Raw genomic sequence first — 16,353 nt, forward strand, 5'->3', positions numbered from 1 at the left:
CCTTTGCCATATCCAAACCGTCACAACATTCGATGAAAATCTCGAAATCGAGGAAAAGCGTCGAATGTTGTGACGGTTTTTGTCCAGGGGATCGCTTCTCATCCAAAAAATCCGCTTGACTGTATTGCCGCAACACAGCGCAACGTAAGGGGTGTCCGATAACGGGCGCCCCTTTTTAAGCGGCAACGTGGCTGCGAATCCGGAGCGCCCCCAACAAGAAAGGTGGGGAGATGGAAGCGGAAAAGAAGGCGTTTAAGATCACCAAGCGCGAAATTGGCTTTGTGCTGGGTATCGTTGTCTTTTTGCTGGTGAAGTTTCTTCCTTTGGCGGAGCTGAGCTCGACGGTCGAGCTCACGGTCGGCGGTCAGACCTGTCTGGCGCTGACGCTCGCCACGGTGGTGTTCTGGGCGTGTGGCGTGGCACAACCGGGCTTTGTAGGCCTGCTCTACTGCTCACTGCTCGTTCTGTTTAAGGTGTGCGTGGACGACACGGGCGCCGCGAGTATCTCGGCGACGGTCGCCTCCACGTTTAGCTCGTGGACCAAAGCCACCATGTGGCTCGTCATCGGCGCCTACCTCATCGCCAGCGCGGTCAAGGAGTCGGGCCTGGGCGAGCGCATCGCCTATGCGTTCATGCTCAAGTTCGTGCGCGACGCCAAGTCGCTCATCATCTCGATCTTCGCGCTCACCTTTGTGCTGTCGCTGCTGATCCCGCATCCGTTCCCCCGCGCCTTCCTCATTCTCGCCGTCGTCTCGGTCATCGCCGAGTCCGCCGGCTACGGTGACGACGACCGCGGCAAGCTCGGCTTTCTCGTGTTTGCCGCTGCCGCCCCGGGCTCCATGTTCTTCCTGACGGGCGACTCCACGCTCAACCCGCTCGTTGCGCAGTACAGCGCCGAGGCCGGCGGCATGAGCCCGTCGTTCGTCGATTGGTTCCTGTACATGAGCGTGCCTATGCTGGTCGCGCTACTGTGCACCCTGTTCCTGGGCCTCTTCCTCTTTAAGCCCAGCAGGGAGCTCGTCTACGATCGCGAGCAGATCGTGGCCAAGCAGGCCGCGCTCGGCAAGCTCTCCGTCAAGGAGATCCGCACCATCGTGTGGCTTGTCATCGCCATCGCGCTGTGGCTCACCGTCTCGGGCGATTACATCGGCTGGGTGACGCTTGCCATCGGCGTCTGCCTCGCCATGCCCATCATCGGCGAGGTTCTCACTCCCGCCAGCTGGAATGCTGTCGACATCAAGTCCCTCATGTTCCTGACGGCCGCCATGGCCGTGGGTTCCGTGGGCGGTGCCACCGGCATGAACGCCTGGATCGCCGATGTCGTGCTTCCCAGCTCCGTGCCCGAGAACATCTTCCTGTTCGCTCTGCTTGTCGCCGCGCTCTCCATGGTCATCCACATGTTCATGGGCTCGGTCATGGCCGTGCTCGGCGTGTGCGTGCCGGCGTTCATCAGCTTCGCGGCCGGCTCCAGCGTGAGCCCGCTTGCCGTGGCACTCATCGTCTTCACGTCTATCAACATCCACTACATCCTGCCGTTCCATAACCTGCCGATCCTTATCGGCGAGGGCAAGGACGCTGGCGGCTACACCTCCAAAGAGGCCATGCGCATGGGCATTCCCCTCACCGCGGTCGTCTTTATCGTCGTGCTGGTCGAGGCGGCCTGGTTCCACCTCTTTGGCCTGATGTAAGCGGTCGAGCGCTTGGGCTGTAAGCAGCCGAACGCTTGAGCTGCGAGTGGCCGAGCGCTCTATCTATGAGCGCCGTGGCCCCACTATGTTCCCCAGCCCGGCGGCACTTCCGCCGCCGGGCACTCTCCCGAAAGGAGCACGCTATGTCCACTACCGATGCTTCCCAGATCCACGACCTGCGCTCCGCACTCGACTTTTTGCGCGAGATGCCGGGCCAGCTGCTCGAGACCGACACCCAGGTCGACCCGGACGCCGAGGTCTCGGGTGTCTATCGTCACGTCGGCGCCGGCGGCACCGTTATGCGTCCGACCAAAGAGGGTCCGGCGATGGTCTTCAACAACGTCAAGGGCTTTGACGATGCTAAGGTCTGCATCGGCATGCTTGCCAGCCGCAAACGCGTTGCCGCCCTGCTCGACCTGGACGAGGAGCACCTGGGCCTCGAGATCGGCAAGCGCTTCGAGAACTTGATCGCGCCCGAGCAGATCGCCGAGGGTGCGCACGTCGACTGTCAGGAGGTCGTGTACAAGGCGACCGACGAGGGCTTTGACCTGCGCAGGATCGTTCCCGCTCCCACCAACACGCCCGTCGACGGCGGCCCCTACATCACCATGGGCCTCGCCTACGGCACGAGCCCCGACGGCTCCCAGTCCGACGTGACCATCCATCGCTTCTCCTGCGTCGACAAGGACAAGCTTGCCATGTGGATCACCCCGGGCAGCCGTCACCTGGGCGCGTTCTTTGACGAGTACTGCCAGCGCGGCGAGGACATGCCCATCTCCATTTCCATCGGCCTGGATCCCGCCGTGTACATGTGCTGCGGCTTCGAGGCTCCCACCACGCCGCTCGGCTTCAACGAGCTGCAGATCGCCGGCGCCCTGCGCGGCCACGCCGTCGAGCTTGCCGACTGCGTCACCGTTCCGCAGAAGTGCATCGCCAATGCCGAGTACGTGCTCGAGGGCTACCTCATGCACGACGAGACCATCAACGAGGATGTCAACGGCCACGGCTACGCCATGCCCGAGTTCCCCGGCTACACCGGCGGCGCCAAGGTCTGCCCGGTGATCAAGATCACCGCCGTCACCACGCGCGTCAATCCCATCATGGAGAGCTGCATCGGCCCTTCGCACGAGCACGTTTCCATGGCCGGTATCCCCACCGAGGCTTCCATCTACAAGATGGTCGAGACCGCTATCCCGGGTCGCCTGCTCAACGTCCACGCTGCTCCCTGCGGCGGCGGCAAGTTCGTTGCCATCATGCAGTTCAAGAAGTCGAGCAAAAATGACGAGGGCCGTCAGCGCAACGCCGCCATGCTCGCCTTCTCGGCATTCTCCGAGCTCAAGCACGTCATCCTTGTTGACGAGGACGTCGACATCTTCGATATGAGCGACGTGATGTGGGCCATGACCACGCGCTTCCAGGCCGACGTGGACCTCATCACCATCCCCGGCTGCCACTGCCACGTGCTCGATCCGTCCAACGACCCCGCGTTCGACCCCACGATCCGCGAGCACGGCATCGCCTGCAAGGCCATCTTCGACTGCACGGTTCCGTTCGACCTTAAGAAGAACTTCATCCGCTCGCAGTTCATGGAGATCGACAAGGACAAGTGGGCCAAGGAGATTGCTTTCTAGTAAGTAGCCCTACCAAGTGGTTAAGGAGTTGTCATGCCTGAGTCTTCTGTCCGTCCCCGCCGCATCGTCGTTGGCGTGTCTGGCGCCAGCGGTGCCGCGCTGGGCCTTGAGTGCCTCAAATGCCTGCGCCGGGCCGGTGCTGAGTCGGCGCTTGTCGTCACGCGCGGGGGAGAGATCACCATCGAGCAGGAGCTTGGCATGACACTCGACGAGTTTGCCGCGCACGCCGATGTGGTCTACGACAACAAGAACATCGGCGCCGCCATCGCAAGCGGTACCTATCCGGTCGACGGCATGATCGTGGCGCCCTGCTCCATGAAGACGCTCGCCGGCATCGCGAGCGGCTACAGCGAAAATCTGTTGCTGCGTGCGGCCGACGTGCAAATGAAAGAGCAGCGCCGCCTGGTGCTTATGGTGCGCGAGACGCCCTTCAGTGCGATCCATGTCGACAACATGGCGCGCCTGGCACGCGTGCCGGGCGTCATGCTTATGCCGCCCATGCTCACGTTTTACAACGGCCCCGCAACGCTCGACGATGCGGTGCATCACATCGCTGCCAAGGCGCTCGAGGCCGTTGGCGTGTCGTGCGAAAACTATAAGCGCTGGTCATAGGCGCTTTTAGGGTAGGATACGAGTAGTGTTTGAGCCCGCTGCCCCTGTGGGCGGCGGGCTTTGGTGTGTCGGGAGGACCCATGCAGACGGGCATGTATGCGATTAGCGAGATGGCGAGCCTGTTTAACGTTTCGCGTCAAACGCTCATCTACTACGACAAGATCGGTCTGTTTAAGCCCGCCGTGGTTAACGAGAAGGGCTACCGTTTCTATTCGCCCACGCAGATCCCGCTTATGCGTCTGATCTGCATGTTGCGCGACCTGGGGCTTGAGCTCGACGAGATCGACCGTCTGACCTCGACGTTCGACATTGGCGAGATGACCGATCACCTGCGCTCGCGGGTGCAGGCGCTCGATGAACAGATCGCTGAGCTCAAAGCCGAGCGCGCGAGCGTACAGGAGCGTCTAAGCTTTTACGACGAGGCGGTTTACTGGCGCGAGCGCGAGGGCAAGCCGGAGCTCAAGCAATTCGAGCGTCGCTACGTGGTCTTTGAGGAGTTTCCGGGCGATATAGAGCGCGGCCGCTCGATGCTTCACCCCACGCTCATGCGGGCAATCCTGCGCATGCGTGCGCTGACGGGCACGCGTCCCATGCGCGGCTGGGGCGCCATGCTGCGTCGCGAGGCGCTGCATTCCGACGACCCCGTCGCCGGCGCCGGCTCCTTTGCCGTGCTGCCGCGCGGTGCCGAGGAAACGCTGCCGAGCGATCCTGCCGAGCTGACAGAGATTGGCGTCGAGGTGCTGCCCGAGGGCACGTATCTATGCATGAGCCGCTGGGGCATGCCGTACGAGCCCGAGGGTATCCGCGCCATCGTCGCCTGCATGGACAAACATGCGCTCCAGCCCATCGGCAACGCTTTCGATTTTTGCTACTTGGACACCACGAGCTACGACGAGTCCCACCAAGAGGACTTCTGCTGCATCCAAATCCCCGTCGCCCTCTAGATGTGACAAGGGGACTGCCGCCCAAACCATCACAACATTCGATGAAAATCTCGAAAACGAGGAAAAGCGTCGAATGTTGTGACGGTTTTCCTGTCTGTGCCGGCGAGCTCCAGCGCCGTCTGGGGGTATAAGGCTAGCAAGTGTTTTATTTGCGAGGCCTAAGGGGCGCCCCGTATGGATATCGATAACTTTGAATGGTGGTATAGCGAGGGCGAGGCTCCGGACGAGGAGTTGGACGAGCCCGCGCCGCGTGACGTGTCGAGCGACGAGGACGAGACCGGCAACGATGCTGCTGTCGAGCCTGACGCCGCCTCCGATGCCGCCGATTCCCTGACCTTTGAACAGGCCTGGGCCCAGGCCGAGGCCGACGAGGCGAAGGCCGATGCCACGGCCACGCTCGGCGAGCCGGCTGATATGTCGATCTCGCCGGCAAAGACCCCACAGCCGCGCCATACCATCGACCCCGGCAGCACGGCATCCTTCAGCATACTCGACGTGCCCGCGCAGGGTGCCCAGGCGCCCGCCCCCACCCATCGCCCCAACCTGGCTCGCGAGGAAGACGCGGGCCGTCGCTCTCCGCTCGGCCCCATTCTCATCGCCTTTATGGCCGGCGTCATCGCTTGCTCGGCGATCGGAAATGTCTGGAGTCACGTGGAGCAACAGCGCAAAGACGCCGCCAAGGTCGAGATGTCTGTCGAGCAATCGCTCAGCCGTACGCGCTCGGTGCATGTGTCGGTCGAGGTTAAGGACGGCGCGACGTGGGATACCGCGCGCGGTGATAGCCAAATGCTTGTCCATATCGTGGGCCGCACACTCAAGGGACAAGCAATCGACGAGTATCAATACGTCAATTCCGAAGGTGACGGCATCGAGCTCAAGCCCGGCGACTACGAGCTCACGGTCGATGAGCCGCCCGTCGCCACCGACGGCACGCGTTACCGTGCCTCAAAGCGCATGGTTCCGGTGAGTTTTAATTCACAGGCGCCCGATACGGTCGATAGCACGCCGCAGGGCGGGTTTGACCTTTACGCTATTGCTCAATAACTGCACCTGTCGCTCAACCCCGCCGCCAAGAGTGGGACAATAGCCCTCGACACTGTTGTTTACTTTTGGAGGAAGTAGCATGTCCACCGTCACTACCATCAAGCGCGGCGGCCTCACCGCGGCCATCGATTCCATGGGTGCCCAGCTCACGAGCCTTGCCCTCAACGGCAACGAGTATCTGTGGCAGGGCGACCCGGCCTTTTGGGGCAAGCACGCGCCCATTCTGTTCCCCATCGTGGGCTCACTGCGCAACAACACGGCGACGTCTGCGGCTGGCACCTGCGAGATGCCGCGCCACGGCCTCGCGCGCATCGTCGAGCATAAGCTGGTCGAGGTTTCGGAGGACGGTTCGTCCGTAACTTACGAGATCACCGACACGCCCGAGTCGCTCAAGGCCTTCCCGTTCCACTTTAAGCTCAACATGACCTATACCCTGACCGGCGACGCCACCCTCATGCAGACCTTTGCCGTCACCAACACCGGCGACGTGGACCTGCCGTTCTCGGTGGGCGGCCATCCCGCATTTAACGTGCCCGCCCCTGGTGCCGAGGACGAGGCGTTCGAGGATTACGAGCTGGCGTTTACCGAGGCTTGGACTAACGAGGCCCCCGTCATCACGCCCGATGGCCTTATGACGTTCGAGGGTAGCTACAAGGCGCCCGATAACTCGGACGTGCTGCCCATCACGCACCGCAGCTTCGATAACGACGCCATCATGTTCACCGATACCCCGGGCTCCTCGCTCACGCTGCGCGGTCGCAAGTCGGGCCACGGCGTCAAGATCGACTTTGAGGGCTTTAAGTACATCGGCGTGTGGTCTGCCGCCAACGACGCTCCGTTTGTGGCGCTCGAGCCCTGGACCGGCCACACCACCATGGACACCGAGGACGACGTCTTTGAGCACAAGGTCAACACCATCGTCTTGGCCCCCGGCGCCACCGACAAGCGCTCCTTTAGCGTTACCCTGCTCTAGAGGTTCCGCCGTTCTAACGAACGACGGACCGGTCGACGCTGCGCGCCACCCAGAGCGACAATTTGCCATTCAAAAGGCACGGCATGACCAGACGGTCTATGCCTTGCCTTTTTCATGCCAACTTGTTCGCTCTGTGTGGCGCTCGCTGGCATTGTCAAAACATCGGCGTCGCCGCTTCCGTCAAGGGTTTGGTGCATGGGGGACAGGTTACTTTGTGCCAATCGTCCTCGTGTGTCTATTAATTTTTCGCGCACATGCCGCGCTGCTGGTTGTTGACGTATATCCTGTCTTATTGTCAGCAAAACGACATAGGGAAGGCATCAGATGCAACCTCGACTACAGCGCGACGCGCAGGCCCAGCCGGTGTGCAGTCGTCGCATCTTCTTGGGTAGCGCCCTCGCTGCGAGCGCTTCCGTCGTCGCCGGCGTGCTTGCCGGCTGCCAGCGCCCGTCCACGCTCAAGGTGGTCCAGCCCACCACGGGCGGCGGTCGCGACGACCTGTCCGATTCCGTGATCGGCAAGGACAAGATCCGTATCGGCATGGAGGCGGCCTACGCCCCGTACAACTGGCAGGTTTCCGAGGCCAGCGAGTTCACGATCCCCATCGACAACGTGCAGGGCGCCTATGCCGATGGCTACGACGTGCAGATCGCCAAGATCGTCTGCAAGGCTCTCGGCGGCGAGCCCGTTGCCGTCAAGCAGAGCTTCTCGGGCCTTATCGACTCGCTCAACAACGGCCAGATTGACCTCATCATCGCCGGCATGAGCGCCACGCCCGAGCGCGAGGAGTCCGTCGGTTTTTCCGACCCGTACTTTATCGGCTACTTTGGCCTGTTCGTAAAAGAGGGCTCGCCCTACCAAAACGCGACCAAGCTCAGCGACTTCAGCGGTGCCACGGTGCTCGGCCAAAAGGACACCATGCTCGATACCGTCATCGACGAGATCCCGGGCGTCGTTCACAAAAATCCGGTCGATTCGGTCCCCACGGTGTTCTCGAATCTGCTGCAGGGCACGTGCGACGCCGTGACCTACAACACGGAGAACGAAAAGGGCTATATGGCCCAAAATCCCGGTATCGTCCCCATCCACTTTGCCGAGGGCGAGGGCTTTAAGCAGGAGGTCACGGCAAATGTCGGTTGCCGCAAGGGCTCGGACAAACTGCTTAAGCTCATCGACAAGACACTCAAGGGCATTAGCCAAGAGGAGCGCGACCAAATGTGGGACGCGTGCCTCGACCGTCAGCCGGCATAGGGAGGCAGCATGAAAGGCATCAATCGTCTGGCCTCCTTTATCAAGGCCGACCACCGTTATGTGTACCTGGGCACGAGCGTTATCGCGGCGCTCGGCTTGGCATTTAGCCAGCGCAACCCCACGCCGCTGAGCTTTTTGGCGCCCACCGGCATCTTCCAGGATTGCCTTTGGGCGATTCTTTGGGCCTGGATCGTCGTGTCGGCGGCAGCGCTCGTCACCAAGGTTATGCACTGGAGCGACTATCGCGAAAAGTCACCGTTTGCATCCGAGCGTTTCCGTCGCGGCGCGCGCCTGGGCAGCTATGTCGTGGTCGTCATCGCGGCGATCTTCTTTGTCGACCGCTGCGTCATGTCGTTTATCGATCTGGTGCAGGTGAGCATTGTCTCGGATTCCAACCCCAGCGACTTTTTGTCGAGCTTGGTCTACATGACCTACAAGAGCGGCGACTTCTTCATCCGTGGCATCGAGATCACCATCGCGCTTGCCACCTTCGGCACCGTCATCGCATTCTTCCTGGCGCTGCTCTTTGTGTTCCTGCGTATTCAGACCTTCGACCGCGTAGACAACGACCTGGTGCGCTTCTTTAAGAGCATCGGCCGCGGCTTTGCGACCGTCTACTCCACCATCGTGCGCGGCACGCCCATGATGGTCCAGGGCCTGCTCATCTATTACGCGGGCTTCACCGTTTTGCGCGGCATGGGCTTCGAGACTGCCCAGGCCAACCAGATTTGGAGTACCTTCACCGCCGGCCTCGTCACCATCTCGCTCAACTCCACCGCCTACATGATGGAGGTCCTGCGCGGCGGCATCGAGTCCATCGATCCCGGCCAGGCCGAGGCAGCGCGCTCGCTGGGGCTTTCGCAGTGGCAGGCTATGCGCAAGGTCGTGTTCCCCCAGGGCATTAAAAACGCGATTCCGGCGCTCACCAACGAGCTCATCATTAACATCAAGGATTCGTCGGTGCTCTCGGTCATCGGCGTGTTCGACCTCATGTATGCCACCACCACCGTCGCCGGCGTGTACTACCGCCAGATGGAGGTCTACTGCGTGGCGCTCGTGGTCTACCTGATCCTGACGCTCGTGGCGAGCCGCCTGCTCGAGGCCTTTGGCAAAAAGCTCGGCGCCGAGGCTCCTGCCACGCTGCCCAGCTCTAACTAGGCTTAAGACGAGGAGAATCATCATGGCAGATACCGCCACTACCGGCACCGCGGCCGCCGCACAAACTAAAGAGTCACTCATCCGCGTCGAGGGCCTGCGCAAGAGCTTCGGCTCGCTCGAGGTGCTCAAGGGTATCGACTTGTCCGTCAATCCCGGCGAGGTCGTCACCATCATCGGTGCTTCGGGTTCGGGCAAATCGACCTTTCTGCGCTGCCTCAACCTGCTCGAGACCCCGGACGCGGGCCACATCTGGTTCCACGGCCAGGACCTTACGGCCGAGCGCTGCAATATCAATAAACTCCGCGAGGACATCGGCATGGTGTTCCAGGGCTTTAACCTGTTCAACAACATGGATGTGCTCGACAACTGCACGCTCGCGCCCGTCACGCTCAAAAAGATGAGCAAGGCCGAGGCCGAGAAGGTCGCGATGGAGCATCTGGCGAGCGTGGGACTCGAAAAGTTCGCGCACGCCGCCGTGGGTCGCCTGTCCGGTGGCCAAAAGCAGCGCGTGGCCATCGCTCGCGCCCTGTGCATGAGTCCGCAGATCATGCTGTTCGACGAGCCGACTTCGGCACTCGACCCCGAGATCGTGGGCGAGGTGCTCGAGGTCATGCGCAAGCTCGCCGCCGACGGCATGACCATGGTCGTCGTCACGCACGAGATGGCCTTTGCCCGCACGGTGTCCGACCGCGTGGTCTTTATGGACAAGGGCGTGGTGCTCGAGGATGCCGCGCCGGCCGAGCTCTTCGGCAACCCCAAACACCAGCGCACTCGTGAGTTCCTCTCTCGCTATCTCGAGGACAAATAACCGACCGCAAACGCTTACGTTGCAGGGCCGCTCCCGTGGGGCGGCCTTTGTCGTCACAATCGAAAGGATGTCATGGCCGAGGTTTGGCGCTTCTTTGCGCATGAGGACGATTTTGCCGATATAGACGAGGTCAGCGCGTGCGAGCGCTTGGGCCGCGTGCTGTCGTTTCCGACCATTTCGAGCATGGATGCCGAGGCGGTGGACTGGCAGCCCTTCGACGACCTGCGCGCCTATATGCAGCAGGCCTGGCCGCGCGTGTTTGCGGCGGGCGAGGTCGAGCTTATCGACCACTCGCTGTTGGTGACGCTTGTCGGCTCCGACCCTGCTCTCAATCCCGTTATGCTCATGGGCCACATGGACGTGGTCCCCGTGGTGCCGGGTACCGAGGCCGACTGGACGCACGCCCCCTTTAGCGGGCACGTGGACGACACCTACATTTGGGGCCGCGGCGCTATCGACATGAAGGATCAGGTCGCAGGCATTCTCGAGGCGGTTGAGTATGCATTGGCGCACGGTTGGGAGCACAAGCGTTCGCTGTTGCTCGCCTTTGGCCAGGACGAGGAAACCACGCAGTACGGCGCTGGAGCTATCGGCCGCGTGCTCGAGGAGCGCGGTGTTGAGCTCGAGTTCCTGATCGACGAGGGCGACTACCGCATCGTTCCGGCTGCCGAGTACGGCGCGGGCGAGGGCTGGCTTATGCATGTCGACCTGGCCGAAAAGGGCTATGCCGATATCGTGCTCAAGACGAAGAGCGCGGGCGGGCATTCGTCTAACCCCTACGGCGGCACGTCGCTCGAGGTGCTCAGCCGTGCCATCGCCGCAATCTGCGATATCGAGTGGCCGACGCGCGTGACCGATCTGCTTGCCGCGCAGCTTGTCGAGCTGGGGCTCTACACGGCGGATGAGATTGCCGCCAACGGGGGCGCCATTGTCCGCGATTGCCTCGCCAGCAAGAAGCTCTATCCGCTGGTGACGACCACCTGCGCGCCCACGCAGATCGAGGGAGGCAGCGCCGGCGCCAACGTGATGCCGCAGGATATGTGGGCCAACATTAACTTCCGCATGCTCGAGGGCACGAGCGTGGCCGACGTTGTGGCGCGCTGCCGTGAGGCGGTTGCCGGGGCGGACCTTGCCGGTCGTGTCGAAGTGGAGCTGGGCCCCGGCAGCTCCGAGCCCTCGCCGTCCCCGCGCATCGGTGGTCCCGGCCTCGAGGCGGTTCGCTCCATCGCCGCCCGCTATTTCTGCGATCCAAAGGGGACGGAGGAAAACGGATCATCCGAGCCGTTGGCGATTGTCCCCTCGACCGTGATCGGCGCGACCGACGCTGCCAACTACCAGCACATTTGCTCCGAATGCATTCGTTTTTCGGCGTTTGTGGTCGACGATGACGAGTGCGACCGCGGCGTCCACGGCACCAACGAGCGCATCACCCGCCGCGCCTACCTCCAGGGTGTTCGCTTCCTCATCGCCCTGCTCCATACGCTCTAGAATCCGACAAAGGGACTCTCCCTTTGTCGGATTCCGTGCGGGTTGTATGCAGGTTTGCCTGCGCACGCTATCATGTATGGGTTAGACCGCAACTAAGTACCCCATACGCGAAGGGATGCGCATGTATCTGAAGATCGACATGTTCTAGCCGGGCTTACCCCCGCAGTGGCGCCGTGCGCCCCATCAGCTCTGCCGATTTTCACCTTCACGCATATAAAGGAGTCCCGCCATGCGCGACAAGCTCGAAAAGATTATCAAGGCCTACGAGGAGCTCGAGAAAAAGCTTTCCGACCCGGCCGTCGCCTCCGATATCAAGGAGTTCACGCGTCTCAACAAGGAGTACGCGCACCAGTCCGACCTCATCGCTGCCTCGCGCGAGTACATCGGCGCGCTCGATGACATCGAGGCTGCCAAGGAAATGCTCCACGATACTACCGATGCCGATGAGAAGGAGATGCTCCAGATGGACATCTCCGAAAACGAGGCCAAGCTTCCCCAGCTCGAGGAAGACATTAAGTACATGCTCATCCCGAGCGACCCCAACGACGACAAGAACACCATCGTCGAGATTCGCTCCGCCGCTGGTGGCGACGAGGCGGCCATCTTTGCCGGCGATCTGTACAAGATGTATCAGCGCTTCTGCGAGTCGCGCGGCTGGAAGACCACCGTGCTCGACTCCAGCCCCAGCGAGGCCGGCGGCTCTAAGTCCATCGAGTTCAAGGTCGAGGGCGACCGCGTCTACTCCGTCATGAAGTTCGAGTCCGGCGTGCACCGCGTCCAGCGCGTTCCCAAGACCGAGTCCCAGGGCCGTATCCAGACCTCCACGGCGACCGTCGCCGTACTTCCCGAAGCCGAGGAGATCGACGTCCAGATCAACCAGTCCGACCTGCGCATCGATACCTACTGTGCCTCCGGCCCTGGCGGTCAGTGCGTTAACACCACCTACTCCGCCGTGCGCATCACCCACCTGCCCACCAACACCGTGGTGCAGTCGCAGGAACAGCGCTCCCAGATCCAGAACCGCGAAGTCTGCATGCAGATGCTGCGCGCCCGTCTGTACGAGATGGAGCTCGAGAAGCAGCAGGCAGAGCTCGGTGCTGAGCGCCAGAGCCAGATCGGCCACGGCAACCGTTCCGAGAAGATCCGTACCTACAACCAGCCCCAGGACCGCGTGACCGATCACCGCATCGGTTTCAACTCCACCTACAATGGCGTCCTCCTGGGCGACCAGCTCGGCACCGTCATCGAGGCGCTCGCCGCCGCCGAGCGTGCCGAGAAGCTGGCACAGGCCGTTTAGTAGGTTACGCGGTTTTGCCAAACCGCGTAACGGCTCGACGCTGCGCGCCGCCCAGAGCGACAAGTTGGCATGAAAAAGGCAAGGCATGACCAGAAGGTCTATGCCTTGCCTTTTTCATGCCAACTTGTTCGCTCTGGACGTCGCTCGCTGGCATTGCCAAAACATCGGCGTTTCCTTGGTTGTCAAATGATCCGTAGGGATTCATTGGGGACATTGCTTTGAGATGTTATTCAATCGGTTTTGATGGCCTTTGAGCTGCTTACCTGCTTAAAGTAATTAACGGCATGCATCTGCAATTGAAAATATTGCTCGAAAAAACGTCCAAGAAATCGCGGGGCGATTTTTGACGCGTCGCGCGTCAAGCGATGTGGCAAGCGTTTGGTTAGATATTGGTCAGTTTTGGGGCAACCTTGCCAAAAGCTTGACGGATGCAGATTTAGACGTCGACGAATGAACACTTCAGGTGGGCTCCAAGCAAAATTCTGGGCTGATTCTCGATAATCGCCTTCAATCGTCCCTTGCCAGGCGCTGGCCTCGCTTACAATCTGCTCCGACATTCGCGCGCCGCCCGGCGCTTAAGAGGGGAGGGCCCCATGGCAAACGAGATCTGGACCATCAAGCGTTGTCTCGAGTGGACCAAGGAGTACCTGGTCGAGCGCGGCGAGGAGCATCCCCGTCTTTCTGCCGAGTGGCTGCTGTGCGCGGCCACGGGCCTGGCGCGCATCGACTTGTATATGCGCATGGACGAGACGCTTAACGCGGCCCAGCTCGAGACCATGCACGCGGCCGTCGTTCGTCGCGCCAAAGGCGAGCCGCTGCAGTACATCACCGGCAGCACGCAGTTTCGCATGATTGACGTCGCGTGCGCTCCCGGTGTGCTCATTCCGCGCCCCGAAACCGAGATGCTCGTCGAGGAAGTCCTCAATTATCTGGATGCCGAGGTACTGAGCCCCGAGGCCGCTGCCCGTCAGCGTGTTGAGCTGCCTTGGAACGATGAGGTCGAGCAGGCACGCAAAGCCGAGGCCGCATTGGCCGACGAGCGAGCGACGGCCGAGCGCCGTGCCGCCAACCTCACAGCTGCCGACGAGGCGGCGCTAGGCGGCGATGTGCTGGGCAGTCGCGCTTATGCCGAGGAACTGGCCGATCGCGAGGCCGAGGAAGCCGCCGCGCAGGCGGCAGAAGCCGAAGCGGCAGAAGCAGAGGCCATGGAAACCCCCGAGCCCGAGCTCGACGAATACGGCATCGCCATTGAGGACAACGACCAACAGGCGACTCCCGCGCAAGATGCCGCCGAGGCCAACGTATCTGCCCCAGCCGAGCCCCGCACTGCCCGCGTTCTCGAGGTCGGCTGCGGCACGGGCTGCATTTCGCTCTCCCTTGCCTGGGAGCGCCGCGGCCACGTTACCTGCACTGCTACCGATATCGAGCCGCGCGCCATCGATCTGGCCACCAAAAACCGTGATGCGCTTGGCCTCACGTCCGACGAGGTCGCCTTCAGCCTCACAAACCTGGTGAGTTCCATTCCCCGCGAAGAGTGGGGCACCTTTGATGTGCTCGTCTCCAACCCACCTTACATCCCGACCGACGTCATGCGCTCGCTGCCGCATGAGGTCAAGGACTTTGAGCCCGATCTGGCGCTCGAGGGCGGTGCCGACGGTCTCGATATCTTCCGCCGCCTGCTCAACGCGGCGCCCTACATGCTGCGTGCCGGCGGCCTGTTTGCCTGCGAGCTCTACGAGGGCGCGCTCGACGCCGCGGCCGAGCTCTGTCGTCAAGCAGGCCTTTCGGACGTGCGTATCGTCCACGACCTCACCGATCGCCCCCGCATTGTCCGAGCCATCGTCACCGAGCCCAAGCAACGCCAGTAATATTTATTAACTGGTTAGCAAAAATTATAAAGTAGTTTATAATTAGGACGGCTGAAAGAGGTCGGCCCATGCAACCTCCTACCTTTCGGGAAATCATTGCCCTACTCAAGCACGATGGATTCGTGAAGGTCGCGCAAGTCGGTAGTCATGCTAAGTATGTTTCTGGTGACCGCGTTGTCACCGTGAACGGCTCTGGTGGTGATCGACCAAAGAAGGGCACGTGGGCAAGTATTCGTCGCCAAGCTGGATGGTAGTTGGAGGCAAAATGAGGCAGCGATTTACCTATGACTGCGTTCTCATAAAAGAAGACGATGGTTACTGCGCTAGCTTCCCGCAGATTCCCGGCGCCTTTGCCGATGGCGATACGCGCGAAGAAGCGATTGCCCATGCCACCGAGGCGCTGATGGCGTTTTTGGCCGACGACCTCAACAACGGTTTGACTCCGGCGGGGTACGAACGCTCGGCCGAGATCGTGGCCCTTTCAGTCGAAATCGACCACGAGGACGCTCGGGAAGCGGCGTGCCGAACATTTAAAGACGCAGCGCTGGACCTCAAAGTCTCCGCTCCGCGGATTACCGCGCTGGTCAAAGCCGGAAAGCTCGATGTTGAACTCGTCGACGGCCGTCGGATGATAACGATAGACAGTATCGAGCGCTACGCCGCCCAAGAACGTCACGCCGGCAGGCCAAAGAAGTTCGTCGCAGTCCAATAACCCCCTCACTTTCACCGACTACTAGAGCCGCTCACCAAACCAACATGCGCTTTGGGCAAATAGGTTGAACGTTTCGTGCGAGAATGCCCCACAGTAAACAAACTTGCACCAGAGCGTAAGGGGCTGGCATACACATGCAGACGGTCTATCGGGTATACGAGGGAACGCGCGAGCCGCATCGGCTTGCCGTCGAGCGCACGGCCGAGGTGCTCGGCCGCGGCGGCCTGGCTTTGATCCCGACCGAGACCGTCTACGGTGTCGCCGTGGCAGTCAACGCCTTCTCGGACGCCGTGCCCCAAGATACAAGCGAATTCCCATCGTGGCCGCGAGATCCGCAGGCCACCGTCAACGGCGCCGCGGTCCCCGCACTCGGTACCGGCTATCGTCGTATCTTTACCCTCAAGCAGCGCGAGCTCACCCAAACGGTTGCCTGGCTGGTCGATGATGCCGAGGCACTCGACCGCTATGGCGTGGATATCCCTAACGAGGCCCGCGTGCTCGCCCGACGATGCTGGCCGGGCGCCCTGACTATCGTGGTCAAGGCGGCCCCCTGCGTGCCGACCTTTATGCGCGCCGCCGACGACACGGTGGCACTTCGCGCTTCGGCCTCGCCCGTGGTGCAGGCGCTCATTCGCGCCTGTGGCAGCCCCCTTGCCTGCACCAGCGCCAACACGCACGGTGCGCCCTCGCCGGCAAGCTTTGCCGCCGTCGAGGGTCACATCCTGGAGGGTGTCGATGTTGCCGTCGACGCCGGTGAGACTCCGTGTCGCGATGCCTCGACCATCGTGTCGTTCCAGCACGGCGGGCTCCAGATCCTGCGCCAAGGCGCACTTCCCGCATCAGAGATCGAACGGGTCCTGTCCGACCCGATGCAATAGA

At 61.8% G+C, this 16,353-nt stretch carries 16 protein-coding genes; 15 read left to right on the forward strand and 1 reads right to left on the reverse strand.

Annotation, left to right across the window (positions count from 1 at the left end):
- The first annotated feature begins 230 nt into the window (after positions 1 to 230).
- The 11 genes from DWW51_RS06165 (at position 231) to prfA (ending at position 12,894) form a co-directional block, all read left to right on the forward strand.
- Positions 231 to 1,688 carry an SLC13 family permease gene (locus DWW51_RS06165; RefSeq protein ID WP_197032194.1) on the forward strand — a complete coding sequence of 486 codons (1,458 nt, stop codon included), beginning with the start codon at positions 231 to 233 and terminating at the stop codon, positions 1,686 to 1,688.
- Positions 1,689 to 1,831: 143 nt separating this feature from the next.
- Positions 1,832 to 3,319, forward strand: a complete 1,488-nt coding sequence (locus DWW51_RS06170) for a UbiD family decarboxylase (protein WP_117773880.1) — start codon at positions 1,832 to 1,834, stop codon at positions 3,317 to 3,319.
- A gap of 33 nt (positions 3,320 to 3,352) precedes the next feature.
- Positions 3,353 to 3,931, forward strand: a complete 579-nt coding sequence (locus tag DWW51_RS06175) for a UbiX family flavin prenyltransferase (RefSeq protein ID WP_117773881.1) — start codon at positions 3,353 to 3,355, stop codon at positions 3,929 to 3,931.
- A gap of 80 nt (positions 3,932 to 4,011) precedes the next feature.
- Complete coding sequence (locus tag DWW51_RS06180) at positions 4,012 to 4,875, forward strand: MerR family transcriptional regulator (RefSeq protein ID WP_117773882.1); 864 nt, start codon at positions 4,012 to 4,014, stop codon at positions 4,873 to 4,875.
- A 174-nt stretch (positions 4,876 to 5,049) separates the two neighbouring features.
- A complete protein-coding gene (locus DWW51_RS06185; protein ID WP_117773883.1) occupies positions 5,050 to 5,919 on the forward strand; it encodes a hypothetical protein in 870 nt (289 codons plus the stop codon).
- Between the two features lie 79 nt (positions 5,920 to 5,998).
- Positions 5,999 to 6,892 (forward strand): aldose 1-epimerase family protein, encoded by an 894-nt coding sequence (locus DWW51_RS06190; RefSeq protein ID WP_117773884.1) that lies wholly within the window; start codon positions 5,999 to 6,001, stop codon positions 6,890 to 6,892.
- A 324-nt stretch (positions 6,893 to 7,216) separates the two neighbouring features.
- On the forward strand, positions 7,217 to 8,143 hold the full coding sequence (locus DWW51_RS06195) for a transporter substrate-binding domain-containing protein (RefSeq protein ID WP_117773885.1): 927 nt from the start codon (positions 7,217 to 7,219) through the stop codon (positions 8,141 to 8,143).
- A gap of 9 nt (positions 8,144 to 8,152) precedes the next feature.
- On the forward strand, positions 8,153 to 9,301 hold the full coding sequence (locus DWW51_RS06200) for an amino acid ABC transporter permease (RefSeq protein WP_117640969.1): 1,149 nt from the start codon (positions 8,153 to 8,155) through the stop codon (positions 9,299 to 9,301).
- Between the two features lie 22 nt (positions 9,302 to 9,323).
- A complete protein-coding gene (locus DWW51_RS06205) occupies positions 9,324 to 10,109 on the forward strand; it encodes an amino acid ABC transporter ATP-binding protein (protein WP_117766727.1) in 786 nt (261 codons plus the stop codon).
- Between the two features lie 72 nt (positions 10,110 to 10,181).
- Positions 10,182 to 11,597, forward strand: a complete 1,416-nt coding sequence (locus DWW51_RS06210; RefSeq protein WP_117773886.1) for a M20/M25/M40 family metallo-hydrolase — start codon at positions 10,182 to 10,184, stop codon at positions 11,595 to 11,597.
- 229 nt (positions 11,598 to 11,826) lie between these two features.
- The gene (prfA, locus tag DWW51_RS06215) at positions 11,827 to 12,894 is read left to right on the forward strand and encodes a peptide chain release factor 1 (protein WP_117773887.1); all 1,068 of its coding nucleotides are present in this window, start codon (positions 11,827 to 11,829) and stop codon (positions 12,892 to 12,894) included.
- 230 nt (positions 12,895 to 13,124) lie between these two features.
- On the opposite strand, the gene DWW51_RS10180 is transcribed toward prfA, so the two are convergent.
- A complete protein-coding gene (locus DWW51_RS10180; protein WP_147343554.1) occupies positions 13,125 to 13,451 on the reverse strand; it encodes a hypothetical protein in 327 nt (108 codons plus the stop codon).
- A gap of 36 nt (positions 13,452 to 13,487) precedes the next feature.
- Here DWW51_RS10180 and DWW51_RS06220 point away from each other — a divergent pair, with 36 nt between their 5' ends.
- The 4 genes from DWW51_RS06220 to DWW51_RS06235 all read left to right on the forward strand — a co-directional run bounded on the left by DWW51_RS06220 (position 13,488) and on the right by DWW51_RS06235 (position 16,352).
- Positions 13,488 to 14,762, forward strand: coding sequence for a HemK/PrmC family methyltransferase (locus DWW51_RS06220; RefSeq protein ID WP_117773888.1), 1,275 nt, complete (start codon positions 13,488 to 13,490; stop codon positions 14,760 to 14,762).
- Between the two features lie 68 nt (positions 14,763 to 14,830).
- Complete coding sequence (locus tag DWW51_RS10490) at positions 14,831 to 15,016, forward strand: type II toxin-antitoxin system HicA family toxin (RefSeq protein WP_089573106.1); 186 nt, start codon at positions 14,831 to 14,833, stop codon at positions 15,014 to 15,016.
- Positions 14,983 to 15,474: a type II toxin-antitoxin system HicB family antitoxin gene (locus DWW51_RS06230; protein WP_147344039.1), complete on the forward strand. Its 492-nt coding sequence runs from the start codon at positions 14,983 to 14,985 to the stop codon at positions 15,472 to 15,474. Before DWW51_RS10490 ends, DWW51_RS06230 begins: the two co-directional genes overlap by 34 nt.
- Positions 15,475 to 15,608: 134 nt before the next feature.
- A complete protein-coding gene (locus DWW51_RS06235) occupies positions 15,609 to 16,352 on the forward strand; it encodes an L-threonylcarbamoyladenylate synthase (RefSeq protein WP_117773890.1) in 744 nt (247 codons plus the stop codon).
- The last annotated feature ends 1 nt before the right edge of the window (position 16,353 follow it).

This window comes from Collinsella sp. AF15-51 (assembly GCF_003462845.1).
In the GTDB taxonomy this organism is placed as follows: Bacteria; Actinomycetota; Coriobacteriia; order Coriobacteriales; family Coriobacteriaceae; genus Collinsella.